The 13,551-nt window shown below is 62.3% G+C and carries 15 protein-coding genes; 8 read left to right on the top strand and 7 right to left on the bottom strand.

The window, feature by feature from the left end:
- The first annotated feature begins 121 nt into the window (after positions 1 to 121).
- From K328_RS0109225 to K328_RS0109200, 6 genes are all read left to right on the top strand, one after another.
- Positions 122 to 757 (top strand): peroxiredoxin, encoded by a 636-nt coding sequence (locus K328_RS0109225; protein WP_028465739.1) that lies wholly within the window; start codon positions 122 to 124, stop codon positions 755 to 757.
- 191 nt (positions 758 to 948) lie between these two features.
- Positions 949 to 1,881, top strand: coding sequence for an NAD(P)-dependent oxidoreductase (locus tag K328_RS0109220; RefSeq protein ID WP_028465738.1), 933 nt, complete (start codon positions 949 to 951; stop codon positions 1,879 to 1,881).
- A gap of 237 nt (positions 1,882 to 2,118) precedes the next feature.
- Entirely contained in the window at positions 2,119 to 3,114 is a 996-nt protein-coding gene (locus K328_RS0109215) for a zinc-dependent alcohol dehydrogenase (RefSeq protein WP_036553279.1), read from the top strand.
- A 13-nt stretch (positions 3,115 to 3,127) separates the two neighbouring features.
- Positions 3,128 to 3,526, top strand: a complete 399-nt coding sequence (locus tag K328_RS0109210; protein ID WP_028465736.1) for a 6-pyruvoyl trahydropterin synthase family protein — start codon at positions 3,128 to 3,130, stop codon at positions 3,524 to 3,526.
- Positions 3,523 to 4,602, top strand: coding sequence for a glycosyltransferase family 4 protein (locus K328_RS0109205; protein ID WP_051284678.1), 1,080 nt, complete (start codon positions 3,523 to 3,525; stop codon positions 4,600 to 4,602). Before K328_RS0109210 ends, K328_RS0109205 begins: the two co-directional genes overlap by 4 nt.
- On the top strand, positions 4,599 to 5,411 hold the full coding sequence (locus tag K328_RS0109200) for a class I SAM-dependent methyltransferase (protein ID WP_028465734.1): 813 nt from the start codon (positions 4,599 to 4,601) through the stop codon (positions 5,409 to 5,411). The genes K328_RS0109205 and K328_RS0109200 overlap by 4 nt, the downstream gene beginning before the upstream one ends.
- On the opposite strand, the gene K328_RS23225 is transcribed toward K328_RS0109200, so the two are convergent.
- The 4 genes from K328_RS23225 to K328_RS0109180 form a co-directional block, all read right to left on the bottom strand.
- Complete coding sequence (locus tag K328_RS23225; protein WP_084608184.1) at positions 5,404 to 6,156, bottom strand: RibD family protein; 753 nt, start codon at positions 6,154 to 6,156, stop codon at positions 5,404 to 5,406. The genes K328_RS0109200 and K328_RS23225 overlap by 8 nt on opposite strands.
- The gene (locus K328_RS0109190) at positions 6,153 to 6,959 is read right to left on the bottom strand and encodes a creatininase family protein (protein WP_036553278.1); all 807 of its coding nucleotides are present in this window, start codon (positions 6,957 to 6,959) and stop codon (positions 6,153 to 6,155) included. The genes K328_RS23225 and K328_RS0109190 overlap by 4 nt, the downstream gene beginning before the upstream one ends.
- 389 nt (positions 6,960 to 7,348) lie before the next feature.
- Complete coding sequence (locus K328_RS0109185; protein ID WP_028465732.1) at positions 7,349 to 7,999, bottom strand: hypothetical protein; 651 nt, start codon at positions 7,997 to 7,999, stop codon at positions 7,349 to 7,351.
- A 1-nt stretch (position 8,000) separates the two neighbouring features.
- Complete coding sequence (locus K328_RS0109180; protein WP_028465731.1) at positions 8,001 to 9,122, bottom strand: FAD-dependent monooxygenase; 1,122 nt, start codon at positions 9,120 to 9,122, stop codon at positions 8,001 to 8,003.
- A 465-nt stretch (positions 9,123 to 9,587) separates the two neighbouring features.
- Between K328_RS0109180 and K328_RS0109175 the strand changes: the two genes are divergently transcribed.
- Positions 9,588 to 10,127, top strand: coding sequence for a helix-turn-helix domain-containing protein (locus K328_RS0109175; protein WP_156901213.1), 540 nt, complete (start codon positions 9,588 to 9,590; stop codon positions 10,125 to 10,127).
- A gap of 109 nt (positions 10,128 to 10,236) precedes the next feature.
- Here the strand turns inward: K328_RS0109175 and K328_RS0109170 are convergent, their stop codons facing one another.
- Genes K328_RS0109170 through puuE form a run of 3 tightly spaced genes read right to left on the bottom strand, consistent with a single transcriptional unit; the run spans position 10,237 to position 12,994 of the window.
- Positions 10,237 to 10,728 carry an ureidoglycolate lyase gene (locus tag K328_RS0109170; protein ID WP_028465729.1) on the bottom strand — a complete coding sequence of 164 codons (492 nt, stop codon included), beginning with the start codon at positions 10,726 to 10,728 and terminating at the stop codon, positions 10,237 to 10,239.
- Positions 10,725 to 11,582 carry a bifunctional allantoicase/(S)-ureidoglycine aminohydrolase gene (locus K328_RS0109165; RefSeq protein WP_028465728.1) on the bottom strand — a complete coding sequence of 286 codons (858 nt, stop codon included), beginning with the start codon at positions 11,580 to 11,582 and terminating at the stop codon, positions 10,725 to 10,727. The genes K328_RS0109170 and K328_RS0109165 overlap by 4 nt, the downstream gene beginning before the upstream one ends.
- The gene (puuE, locus tag K328_RS27155; RefSeq protein WP_028465727.1) at positions 11,579 to 12,994 is read right to left on the bottom strand and encodes an allantoinase PuuE; all 1,416 of its coding nucleotides are present in this window, start codon (positions 12,992 to 12,994) and stop codon (positions 11,579 to 11,581) included. The genes K328_RS0109165 and puuE overlap by 4 nt, the downstream gene beginning before the upstream one ends.
- 208 nt (positions 12,995 to 13,202) lie before the next feature.
- Here puuE and uraH point away from each other — a divergent pair, with 208 nt between their 5' ends.
- Positions 13,203 to 13,547, top strand: coding sequence for a hydroxyisourate hydrolase (gene uraH / locus K328_RS0109155; protein WP_425411513.1), 345 nt, complete (start codon positions 13,203 to 13,205; stop codon positions 13,545 to 13,547).
- Positions 13,548 to 13,551: the final 4 nt, after the last annotated feature.

Below are 13,551 nucleotides of genomic sequence, written 5' to 3'. Positions count from 1 at the left end.
TGGTTAAAAAACGGGGTCGCGGCGGTATCGTCCGGCCCCGTTTCTGCATATAGTGCCGCCGCCCGCGCATTCCTCGGGAGGGAGGCGACAGGCTCGAAATTCACACCAGGAGGAGAAGGCCATGACCATCCGGCTTGGCGACATAGCGCCTGATTTCACGCAGGACTCCACGGACGGCAAGATCAATTTCTACGATTATGCGGGCGACAACTGGGTCATCCTGTTCTCGCACCCGAAGGATTTTACCCCGGTCTGCACCACCGAGCTCGGCTACATGGCCGGCCTGAAGCCGGAATTCGACAAGCGCGGCGTCAAGGTGCTCGGCCTTTCCGTCGATGGTCTCGGCGACCATGAGAAATGGGCCGACGACATCAAGCAGACCCAGGGCAACAGCCTGAATTTCCCGCTGGTTGCCGACCACGACAAGACGGTCGCCGGTCTCTACGACATGATCCATCCGAACGCGAATGACACGCTGACGGTGCGCTCTGTCTTCGTCATCGACGGCAACAAGAAAGTCCGCCTGATCCTGACCTATCCGGCCAGCACCGGACGGAATTTCGACGAGATCCTGCGCGTGGTCGATTCCCTGCAGCTGACCGACAAGCACAAGGTGGCGACACCGGTGAACTGGACCAGCGGCGACAAGTGCATCATCGTCCCGGCTCTGTCGAACGACGATGCCAAGAAGCTGTTCCCGGGCGGCTGGGACGAACAGCGCCCCTATCTGCGTGTGGTTGATCAGCCGGGCGCGTAATCAAAGACATATCGAGGAAAAGGGCCGGTTTGACCGGCCCTTTTTTTGTTTTTTGCATCATGATGGTGTTGTCACCCTGGTGAAGGCCGGGGGTCAGGAGATCATACGGCGGAGCACATGTTCTATGGATACCGGCCTCCGCCGGTATGACGATCGAATAGGTCTAGGTGAGGAGAAGGATTGTGAGCCAAATGAACCAGCCTATCCGCACGGCAGCGGATTTCGCCGTCGGTTTCATCGGCCTCGGCGGCATGGGGCGGGGGGTGGTGAAGAACATGCTGGCCGGAGGGGCGTCGGTCTCGGTGCATGATCTCGACCCGGAGGCGGTGGCGCTGGCCGTCTCACAGGGGGCGGTGGCCGAGCCGGACCTGGCGGCGATGGCGGCCAGCGTTGACGTTCTTGGAATCTGCATCACCACGGCGGAGGCGGTCCAGAAACTCGCTCTCGGGCCGGACGGCCTACTCTCCCGTATGAAGAAGGGTGCGGTCTTTCTCGATCACACGACGGTTTCTCCTGATCATGTAGACAAGATGCGGGAGGCCTGCGCCGCGCGCGGTATCGTTTATTGCGAGGCTCCAATGACCCGGACACCGGTCCATGCGGACCGGGGCGAGGTGAATATCCTGTTCGGCGGCACTGAGGAATTGCTGGAGCGGTTGCGTCCGCTGTTCGAGACCTATGCTGAGAACATCTTTCATGTCGGCCCCGCCGGACATGCGATCCGTCTGAAACTGATCCACAATTACATCGCTTTCGCCAATGTCGCTTCCTGGTGCGAGGGGTTCGCGCTCGCCGCCCGCGAAGGGCTCGACATGGACAAGGTGATCGGCATCATCTCGGCTGCCGGAGGCAAGTCCGGCATGATGGATCTCTACGGCGAGGCCACCCTGAAAAGGGACTTCACGCCGCTGATGTCGCTGGCTAACGCCCAGAAAGATGTCCGTTATTACGCGCAATGGCTAGAGCAGGCCGGGCTGCCGGGGTTCATGGCGGAGTCGGTGCACCAGACCTACGCGCTGGCATCCATCATGGGCTTCGAGGACGAAAGTTGCACGGCGGTAATCAAGGCTTATGAAAGACTGACCGGCGTTGAAGCGCGTTTGCCGGGGGCTTCGGAGGAGTAGGCTTGGCTTTCTCCTTCCCTTCCCAAACTCGTCATTTCCGCGTGTGCGGGAACCCAGGGAAGGCAAGTGCGGCCTTATGATCTTCTCGGTCCCGGCTCTCCGGCCGGGATGACGACTTTGGAAGAGCGGGGGGGCGCATGGAAACATCTCGCTCACGATAGTTTTTGCTGCGCGCGGAAGCACAAGGGACTAGGCCTTCCCTGTAGGGTTTTGTGCGTCTTCAATAAGGCGGAGATGATGGGGCAAGATAAGGCAGCAACGGACAGCGCGCGGGCGTTCTGGTCTCTCGGCGATGGCCAGGGCGAGATCAGGGCGGCGGTGCTCGACGCGCCGGGGCCGGATGACGTGGTGGCGGAGACCGTCTATTCAGCGGTCAGCAAAGGCACGGAGAGTCTTGTCTTCCGGGGCGGTGTGCCGGAGTCCGAGTGGGGCCGCATGGGCTGCCCGTTCCAGGAGGGCCAGTTTCCGGGTCCGGTGAAATACGGCTATGCCGCCGTTGCCCGTATCGCTGGCGGTACTGCACTGGAGCCGGGCACGCTGATCTTCGCACTCTATCCGCATCAGACCCGCTTCGTGTTACCCGCCGCCGCGGCTATCCCGGTGCCGGAAGGCGTAACGCCGAAGCGGGCCGTGCTGGCCGCAAATATGGAGACGGCGTTGAACGCGGTCTGGGATGCCGAAGCTGCACGCACCGGCCGGATTGCCGTCATCGGCGGCGGCATGGTCGGCTTGCTCACCGGCTATCTCGCCCACCGGTTCTGGGGGGCGGAGGTTTCTGTGTTCGATCCGGTGGAGAGCCGCGCCGCTATATGCGATGCTTTGGGGCTCCACTACGCGGAGACGGGCACGCAGCCGGAGAAATTCAGCCTGCTTTTCCATGCCAGCGCGACCGAGGCCGGATTGCGCACGGCTCTTGAGCTTTCGGCTTTCGAAGCGACCATTGTCGAGCTGAGCTGGTACGGGGACCGGGAAGTCTCCTTGCCGCTGGGCGGGGCTTTCCATTCTCAACGCCTGACCATCAAGGCGTCCCAGGTCGGCGCTGTGGCGCCGTCCCGCCGGGAGCAGGCGCGGCATGCCCAGCGTCTGGCCGAGGCGCTCACCCTGCTGGACGATCCGGCGCTCGACGTTCTTATCACCGACGAGAGTCCCTTTGAGGCTTTGCCAGACGTGCTGGCGGGACTTGTCTCCGGAGCACCGGAAACTCTCTGCCACCGCATCCGTTATTCTGACTGACCGGAGTTTTTCAATGTACGCACTCACCGTTCGCGACCACGTCATGATCGCGCACAGCTTCAATTCCGAAACTTTCGGGCCGGCCCAGCGGCTGCATGGCGCGACCTATGTGATCGATGTGGAGTTCCGCCGTGCCGCGCTGGACGCGGATAATCTGGTGGTCGATATCGGCGCCGCTTCGGAGCGGCTGAAGGCGGTGCTGGAGCCGCTCGGCTACCGCAATCTGGACGATCTGCCGGAATTCGCCGGTGAGAACACAACGACCGAATTCCTGGCCCGACACATCTTCGACCGGATGGCCGGCGCCATCGAGGCGGGAGAGCTTGGTGAGGGTGCGAAGGAACTCGCTTCCATGAAGGTGACTTTGCACGAGTCCCACATCGCCTGGGCCTCCTATGAGGGGGCGCTGTGAGCGCGGATCCTTTCAAAGGCTCGGAGCCGCCGGTTCATTTCATCGTGCCGGGTCCGCTGGAGACGCTGACCGGCGGGTTTATCTACGACCGGCACATGGTGGAGGGGCTGGAGGCAGCCGGACGCCTTGGCATGGTGCACGAGCTGGAGGGCAATTTTCCAAGGGCGGCTCCGTACGATGTCGCGGCCGGTGCGGCGGTGCTCTCCGGCTTGCCGGACCGGGTGCGCTGCGTCATTGACGGACTTGCCCTGACATCTCTCGGGCAGGCGGTTTTCCAGCATGCGCCAAGGCTCGATATCGTGGCCATGATCCACCATCCACTGGCCGACGAAACGGGTCTCAGCGAGGCGGAACAGACAGCGTTCTTCCAGGCGGAGAAAGCCGTGTTGCAGGAAGTGGCGAGGATCGTCGTTTCCAGCCGCCGGACGGCCGAACGGCTTGCCGATTTCGGCGTGCATCCATCTTCTGTCCATGTGGTTGAGCCTGGCATTGCCGATTGGGTTTCGTCGGTCGAGAACAAGCCGGCGGAGGGACCGCTGCGCATTCTCTCGGTCGGCACGATGACCCGGCGTAAGGGGCATGACATTGCTTTGAAGGCTCTCGCCGGCTGCCGGGATCTTGACTGGCAATTCGATATCGTCGGTGGCGCCCGCGATCCTGTTCACGCGGCGGAACTGGCGGCGCTTGTTGGTGAGCTGGAACTGGATGACCGTGTGTCTTTGCACGGTGAGATCCCGGAAGAGGATCTGGTGCACATGCACGCCGCGTCCGGCCTGTTCCTTTCTGCGTCTCACCATGAGGGGTTCGGCATGGCGCTTGCCGATGCGGTTGCCGCTGGTTTGCCGGTGCTGACGACTGACGCAAGCGCAGTCGCAGCCCCTGTCCGCGAGGCCGCGCAGATGGTTCCTGCAGGCGAGGTTGCAGTCCTCTCGGAAACGCTCCGGGGGCTGCTGCAGGACCCTGCTGCCAGACAGGAGCTGGCGGACCGGTCCCGGGCAGCGGCTATGAAGCTCTCGGACTGGGAACGTGCTGCGTCGGCATTTCAGCGGGCGGTGGATGGGGTGATCCTGCAGTGAGCGGGTTCTCGGATACCTGGCTCAGTGCCCGCGCGGCCTGGGACGGACCGGCCCGGAGCCGGACGGTTCAGGATGCTGTGATCGACTGGACCGGCAAACGCGCGCCGGACGGACAACGTCTGCGGATCGTCGATCTCGGGGCCGGGAACGGAAACAACCAGCGCCACCTCGCGCCATTGTTCGCGCAGCCGGTGGATTGGGTGCTGATCGACAGCGATCGGGATTTGCTGACTATTGCGGGGAGGAAGGCTCATCTGAACGTTGATGACACGCTGAATACCGACGTGTCGGACCTGGCGAGCGCCGACCTGGCAAAGCTCATCGCCGGGGCCGATCTCGTCACGGCGTCGGCTTTGTTCGATCTGGTCGCGCAGGGCTGGCTGGACCGTCTGCTCAATGCTCTGGCGGACGAGGGAGCTGCCCTGCTAGCCGTCCTGACCTATGACGGACGAATCGAGGCTGGCTCGGATGACGATGCTGTGCTGGCGGTTGTCAGGGATCTGGTCAACAAGCATCAACGGACGGACAAGGGGTTTGGCCCCGCGCTTGGGCCGGGCGCGCCGGAGGCGTTGTCCGCCGGTCTCGCCGCGCGTGCGTACGACGTACGGGAAGGGCAGAGCGATTGGATCGTCAGCGCAGGAGATCCGGGCGCATCGGCGCTGGTCGCCGGCTGGGCGGCTGCCGCATCCGAACTGGCGCCGGAGCGGGTCGATCAGCTTGCGGCCTGGGCAGAGGACTTGCTTGCGCGCCGGGCTTTGTCCATCTGTGTCGGCCATTGCGACCACTTCGCCGCGCCGCGGGCTAGTTGAGGCGACAATCGAACAGGGTGTCCACGCCGAGCGCGTATGTGCGGGTCTCGAAACGCCGTGCGTCCGCGAGTGTTTCGATTTCCGGCAAGTCAAGGCCGGGGCGGCCGGAGCCGATCAGCATGGGAGCGACGGCGATGTGAAGCCGGTCGATCAGGCCGGCGGTCATAAAGCGCGAAATCGTATTGCCGCCGCCTTCGATCAGGATTGTGCGCAGACCCTTTTTACGAAGCTGTTCCAGAAGCACGTTCGGAGAGACCTGTTCGGCATCGCCTTCCGGGGTAAGGACGGAGCAGTGTGGCGGCAGGCCGGATACACCGTGGCTGGTTACCAGAAAAGTTTCGGCGTCGGGCTCCGCCAGCAAGGCGTGATCCGCCGGCACGCGCCTGTTCGGATCGATTACCACACGGACAGGGTTTGGTCCGGAGACGCGTCGGGTCGTCAGTCGGGGATTGTCCAGTACGGCGGTATTGGCGCCGACAATCACGGCATCGGCGATGGCCCGAAGGCGGTGCAGATGGTCGAGACTCTCGGGACCATTGATGTAGTGGGAATGCCCGCTGGCCGTGGCGATCCTGCCGTCAAGACTCTGCCCAATCTGGGCGATGACGAGGGGCCGCTCCATGCAGTCCCGGGCAAGATCGTGGTAAAGCCTCCAGGGCACTCCACCGCTATCTGCTGCGTCCGCGTGGTCCGCACCGCTATCCTTGCCGAGCAAGGCAAGGATGCTGGACCAGTCACCGCTCATGGCGCCGCGCCGAAGATTTCGCCCTCTGGCAGCGGCCAGTCCGCAACATCGACGATCAGTTCGGCAAGCTGATCCGCATAGGCGGCGAGCAGGGTCGCGCCCTGTTCCGCTGTGGCCCGGCTGGCATTGCCGGTCGCACCGGCCGGGTTCAGATCCTCGGCATTCCAGGCGTAGCCTCCGGCACCGCTGAGGCCGAGACGCCGCGCCGTGCGAGCGCGCTGCGCCGCGTTGTTCGGAAAGTTCGCAACCTGGTCCAGACGCACCAGATCCGGGTGGAGCGCCAGCATCAGGGCGGTTTCGATCTGGCCGCCATGCAGGCCGAAGGCCCGCTCGTCCTCGGCGATCAGTTCCGGCGGCAGGTCGAAGCGGAAGCTGTTCGCGCGCACGGCCAGCATGCTCGCCTCAGTGCGGAGCCTTTGTGTCGTCAGGTCGACGATTTGCGGCTGGCCGCCATGGCTGTTCAGAATGATCAGCTTGCGCAAACCGGCCGCCGCAACCGAAAGGCCGATCTCCGTCCAGGTGGCGAGCAGGGTCTCGGCTTCATGCGTAAGGGTGCCGGCAAAACTCATATGTTCCGGGCTAAGGCCGACGGACTGGGAGGGGAGCTGGAGCAAATCGATATTCGGTGCAACCCGTTCGGCGGCCGCCGCGAGGATGCCTTCGCTAATCAGGATATCGGTCGCCAGCGGCAGATGTGGGCCGTGTTGCTCGATAGCGCCCACGGGGAGCACTGCGACGGTGCGCGCCGGGTCGAGCGCCGCTATATCAACGGTTGTCAGATGGCCCCACGTCCTGATTGGCATCCTGTTGATATTCCGGCTGTTTCGCCTGTGATGGTGGTTAGAACACATACTGCCGAGGCTGGTCCTGTCAAGTCGATGCACGGCAGCGTGATTCAGCATTTGTCATATATATGAAGCTGAACCGTCACGATCCAGAAGCAAAAGATTCAAACAAAAGAGTCTCCTTATTGTATGTTTGATAATTACTGGTAGTAAAAAGTAAATAATAATCCGTTATATTGTTGGTTGCGTGAATGAATGTTGAATTCATGGCGTTGTTATTGGCATGTCTTGGCACGGCAGGCGTTGGAACAATGTTAAGCTCACCTTTCCTTGCGGGAGCATATCTCGGCGTGCGGCGCCGCTGACGGGCATAAGGCCCGGCATCAGCGCTGCATGCTAGGGAACACCTAGTGCTTGTCGCAGGCTGGCGGCTCAAGCGCCCGGTCGTCCGCGCCGTGAATACGGACCAGAATTCGGCGCGGCAAGCTGCGCTGCTGGCGACTGCGCAGCTTCTCGTCGCGGCTGCGGTCGAGAGGTTTCGCTTTCAGCGGGTCTACGCTGTCGGTATCCACGGTCCGGATGCCCTGGCCAAGATCGTCGAACCCGATCAGATGCAGCGTCCAGCCTGCCTTCCGCCAGGTGATCCGAGCCTCTGCTGGTGTGGCCTGCGGCGTCAGACAGGTCTCATCCGGCTCTCCGAATGTGGTGACCAGGTTGTTTTGAATATTCCCGGCGCTTTGCCTGGTTGCGGTCGCATGCCGCCGTTCGAGCAGAATTTGCTGCAAAGTATCGGCATGATCGAACTGCAGATAGATGCGGAAGCTGGAGCTGAACGCCTCGGCCTCCGGCACGACCAGCAGGCCTTTCAGGCGGCCGAAATTAATGCCGGGAACCAGTTTCTCAGCCTGTGGCATTGCATTCGTCGCATCGCTCACCGTCATACCGAAGGTAAGGCGCGAGAGGGGCGGCGGCAGGCCCGGGCCCGGTCTCTCGGCTGCTGCGGGCTGGCTCGCCATGATCAGTGCGAGAGACAGAAGCGCGGCGGCAACCGGCCGCATCTTATCTGAGACCGGCGCGCATCAGGCCGCGCTTCAGACCGCTGAACTGGCCAATGGCGGCGAGACCTGCCTGACGGATCAGTTTCTGCGGTCCGGCCGGACGGGTGGCGACACCGGCAAGTGCGCCGATGGCGGAAAGGCGGCTGGCAACGTCCACCTGGCGGCGGGGCGCATAGGCGTCGAGCACATCCTGGCTGCCGATATCTTCGCCATTGGCGGCGGCAGTGGCGAGGAGTGACCTCAAGGTCATGATGTCCCGAACGGACATATTCCAGCCCTGGGCGGCGATTGGCGGTGCAATATGCGCGCTTTCGCCGATCGCAATGACTCGTTCCCGTGCCGGTTGAGGCGTAAAGCCGAGCGCCAGGGGGAAGACGGCTTTCTGACCGGTGAACGCGATATGGCCGAACGTGTCCTGCCGGCGTGTCAGTTTGCGCTCGATCGCCTCGTCGGAATGGGCGGCGAGGGCGGCGATCTCGCCCGGAGAGGCGATGGTGATCAGGGAGGCGTCATGTTCCGCGACGGGGATCAGGGTGAGGGTGCCGACGTCGTCATAGCGCTCGATACAGAGGCGCTCGTGCGGGTGTTCAAGCCGGACCGGCACGCAGAGGGCGCTACGCCCGAGCGGCTTCTTGCGCATCCGGATGCCGGCGGCCTCTCGCGCGATGGATTGCAAACCATCGGCGGCAACCACCAGCCGGGCTCTGATTTCCCGGCCGTCGTCCGTTTCGATCCGGACGCTGTCTGCCGACGTCTGGACCCCGGTAACCGTGGCTTTGTGTTGCCGCACATCCGGCATGACATCCATCAGATCCCGGATGAACAGGTTCTGGGCCAGGAATGGCTCGCCTGCATCCGCCGCCGTGAACAGTTCCGAGACCGTGCCAAACGGTCCGGTTGTCTCAATCCTAAGATCCAGAAGCGGGGTCGCCTTTGTTCGGACATCGATACCCAGCGTATCCAGTGAATCGACGCTCGACGGCATCAGAGCCGTGGTGCGCGGGTCGGCTGTACGGTCTGCATCCGGTCCGACCATCACCACATCCCCCCCGCAGTCGCGAAGCGCATGGGCGGCGAGACGGGCGGTTGGGCCATTCCCTATGACGGCGATATCGACGAGCATTGCAGTTCCTTTGTAGCGTTCGCCAGTTTCGGCCCGGAGTCAGTAATCTGCAAGTATTCGCGACATGATCCACTCAATCCCGTAATGGTTGATATTAATAGGATAATTTTAAGGTATATTTAGTGCGCATCAGGTGCGAAACTCGCACTGAGAGCCGTTTTTGCAGTCAAAAGCAATAAATTGAATGTCGCTAAAAATCCACCTATGACGATCACGGGAAAATTGAATGTTTCGGCGCAACATGGTATGGTTGCTTATCTGAACGCCAATTGCCCAAATCAATAAAGGCAGCGACGCAAAGCTTCGGCGGAGCAGTACGCATCACGGCGGTGCTGAATTCGGCACAGCAGAAAGCTTTTAGACACTGCGGTTCATTCTGAAGGGAAAGGGATTCCCTGTCCGGATAGTCGCGTGGATACACAAACTTTCGATTCTGGGACGTTAACACGGCATGGGGGTGTGGATATGAAGAACGCGGCCAATCGTCAGATCGACGACTTGTCTGAGGACGCAACGTTGACGACGGATAGGGATGACGCGGATCGGGGCAAGACAACCTCGAATAACCCGGTCGACGTGTTCGTGGGTGCCCGTCTGCGCCGCCGACGTAAGGAAATGGGGATGACCCAGCGCATCGTTGCGCAGAAGATCGGCGTTACCTCCCAGCAATATATGAAATATGAGCGCGGGGATAACCGGATTAGCGCATCGCGTTTGTTCGATGTGGCCTCCGTTCTGAATACACCGGTTTCTTTTTTCTTCGACGAGATGGACGAGCAGACGATTGCCCAGTCCCCAGCGCGCCTGATGGGTGCCGAAGGCATGGCGCCGCCAATGGCCAGCACGCACGATGTCGAGGTTGATTCACCGCTGGCACGCCGTCAGGCGAATGAGCTTGTCCGGCTCTGGTGTGACCTGCCGGAGCATGCGCGGACCCGCATTGTCGATCTGGTGCGGACGATGTCCGAGCTGGCCGATCAGGGTGGCGATACCGACCGGGTTTGATACGAGCTCCGGCGTTGAACATGTAAATGATTAAAGAAATTGCCGCCTTGGCGGCAATTTCTGTTTTCGGGTACTGCCGTCGCTAACCGGATCGGCCTGTAACGCCGGCTCAGTCTGCAATGATGGTGTATGCGTCTGCCAGGTGATGCTCTTCCAGATTGTCGCCGGGACCGACCCGATCAACGATCAGGAAGTCAGTCGGTCCCGTCAGCGGTGCCAGCACGCCGTGCCAGCAATTCATCTTGTACTGGATGCCCTGGCTGCCATTCGTCAGGAACGCGCGCGGTGTGCCGGGCGTGCCGTCCCTGTCTTCGGCGACGATAACCAGAAACCGGGTGCCGGCCATCGGCACGAAAGCCTGGCTGCCATGGGGGTGCCGCTCCATCATGCCGAGGGAGAGCGGCAGGGCGACGGCCTCGCTGCGTCCGACGCTCAGGCTGACAACACCGTCCGTATCCGTCTCCGGCCGGGCGAGATCGTGATGGCGGCCGCAGAGCCCGGCATTGATCATGAAGTCGGGCGTACCTGTTGCTTCCAGCACGGCGCCGAACGGTGCGAAAGCCTTCGCCGTCAATGGCTCGGCCCGGATGGTCCGGCTCATAGCCCGAACCCACCGACGCCGGTCAGCTTCGGATGCCGGTGCATGTCCTTGTAGAGCAGATAGCGGAACGGCTCCGGCCCGGCCGCGTAGCAGGCCTGCGGGCAGAAGGCACGCAGCCACATATAATCGCCCGCCTCGACCTCCACCCAGTCCTGGTTCAGCTTGTAGACGCCCTTGCCGTGCAGCACGTAGAGGCCGTGCTCCATGACGTGGGTTTCCTCGAACGGAATGGTGCCGCCCGGCTGGAATGTGACGACGGTGATATGCATGTCGTGCCGCAGATCTTCCGGGTCGACGAAACGCGATGTCGCCCAGCGGCCTTCGGTATCGGGCATGGCATTGGGGGTGATGTCCCGGTCATTCGCGAACAGCGGCTCAGGAGTATCGAGCCCGTCCACGGCCTCGTACATCTTCCTGATCCAGTGAAACTTCGCCGTCTCGCTTCCCCGATTGTGCAGGGACCAGCCCGATGACGGCGGCAGGAAGCCGAAACCGCCCGGCTCCAGCACATGGTCCGCTCCGCCAATGGTGACCGTGACCGCGCCTGAAACCACGAACAGCGCGCCCTCTGCGCCGGCTTCCGGCTCCGGTCTGTCCGAGCCGCCGCCGGGGCCGACTTCCATCACATAATGCGAGAATGTCTCACTGAAACCGGAGAGCGGACGGGCTATGATCCAGCCGCGTGTGTCCTCCCAGAAGGGAAACCGGCTGGCGACGATATCGGTCATGACGCCCTTCGGGATCACTGCATAGGCGTCGGTGAAGACCGCCCGGCCGGTCATCAGCTCGCGCTGACCAGGCAGACCGCCTTCGATGGCGAAGTAGGACCCTGCGTCCTGTTTTTTGGTGCTCATGGCAGCAGATCCTTCAATCTCAACTCGGTGATGCGTTCGACCTGGCGGCAGGCCTCGGCCATTTCCGTCTCCCGGTCATTGCCGATGCGGCGCTGAAAGGCGGCGAGGATGCCCGCCTTGTCATGATCGCGGACGGCGATGATGAACGGGAAGCCGTGTTTCGCCACATATTCGGCGTTCAGCGCCTCGAAGCTGGACCGTTCGGCGTCGGTCAGGGCGTCGAGCCCGGCGCTGGCCTGCTCTGATGTGGAATTCTCGGTCAGACGTTTCGCCTGCGCCAGCTTGCCGGCAAGGTCTGGATGGGCGTTCAGCACGCCAAGCCGTTCCGCCTGGCTGGCCGAACGGAAGATCCGGGTGAGAGCGTTGTGCAGGCCGGTTGCAGTGTCGTGCGCCGGGCCGCGTTCCAGATCGAAGGCCTGCTCGGCAATCCAGGGAGAGTTCTCAAAGATGCCGCCGAAGCACTCGACAAACCGTTCGCGGGACATGGCGCCGGGCCGCTCCCAGCGCTTGTGCGGGAAATTGGCTTTCCAGTGCTCTGCGATCTCGATCCGGCGGGCAAACCAGACATCGCTGTGGGATTGCGCGTACTCGATGAACCGCTTCAGCCCGGCAGCCCGTCCGGGCCGGCCGGTGAGGCGGCAATGCAGGCCGACGGACATCATGGCCGGGCGACCGGCTGCGCCTTCCGCGTAGAGACCGTCGAAACTGTCTTTCAGATATTGGAAGAACTGCTCGCCGGTATTGAAGCCCTGCGGTGTTGCGAACCGCATGTCGTTGGCGTCGAGCGTATAGGGAATGATCAGCTGATCGTGCTCGCCCGCTTCCATCCAGTAGGGCAGGTCGTCGGCATAGCTGTCGGAGATATAGTCGAAATCGCCCCGCGCGGCGACGAGCCCGACCGTGTTCATGGAGCAGCGACCGGTATACCAGCCGCGCGGCGCCTCACCGGTAACTTCGGCGTGCAGGCGGATCGCTTCCACGATCTGGGCCAGCTCCTCCGCTTCGGTCATGTCCTTGTGCTCGATCCATTTGAGCCCGTGCGAGGCAATCTCCCAGTCGGCCTCCTGCATCGCCTTCACCTGCGACGGACTGCGGGCGAGCGCAGTGGCAACGCCATAAACGGTGAGCGGGATGCCGGCCTCGGTGAACAGCCGGTGCAGACGCCAGAACCCGGCCCGGGCGCCATATTCGTAGATCGATTCCATATTCCAGTGCCGCTGGCCTGGCCAGGCGGCGGCTCCGACGATCTCCGAGAGGAAAGCTTCGGAGGCGTCGTCCCCGTGCAACAGGTTGTTCTCGCCGCCTTCCTCGTAATTCAGGACGAACTGCACCGCGACCTTCGCACCGCCCGGCCAGGCGGCATTCGGAACGGTCTGGCCATAGCCTTCAAGATCGCGCGGATAGGTCCCCATATTTTTTCCTCTCATGCCTGCGGGCGCCATCGTTCCAGAGAACCGCCCGGCGGACATTCAACAAAATTTTGAAAGAGTCTTATGACAAGCCCCCTTTCATATACAATTCCTAGACAATCTAATTCAGTCAAAGAACGCGGTCGTGCAAAGACTGCAACCGGGATCAACCCGGCAAAACAGGGGCAGACTTGCTATGGCGTCAGGACGATTGACGACTCATGTGCTTGATCAGGCGGCAGGGAAGCCGGCGGCGGGGCTGAAGATTGAGCTTTTCCGGCTGACCGGTGGCGTGCCGCAACCGGTCTCGCACGCGGTGACGAACGCGGACGGGCGGACGGACGGCCCGATGGCGCATGGCGAGAGCTTCACGCCCGGCGTCTATGAACTGCTTTTCCATGCTGGCGATTATCTGAAATCGGCGGGCCATGTCGGAGACGGCATCCTGTTCCTTGACACCATTCCGCTGCGTTTCGGTATCGAGGATGCGGAACAGCATTTTCATGTGCCTTTGCTGCTCTCCCCCTACGGCTACGCGACCTACAGGGGGAGCTGACGAG

This window comes from Nisaea denitrificans DSM 18348 (assembly GCF_000426505.1).
GTDB classification, from domain to species: Bacteria; Pseudomonadota; Alphaproteobacteria; order Thalassobaculales; family Thalassobaculaceae; genus Nisaea; species Nisaea denitrificans.
The sequence above is the reverse complement of the archived record's forward strand: the minus strand, read 5'-3'. Positions and strand labels throughout refer to the sequence as shown.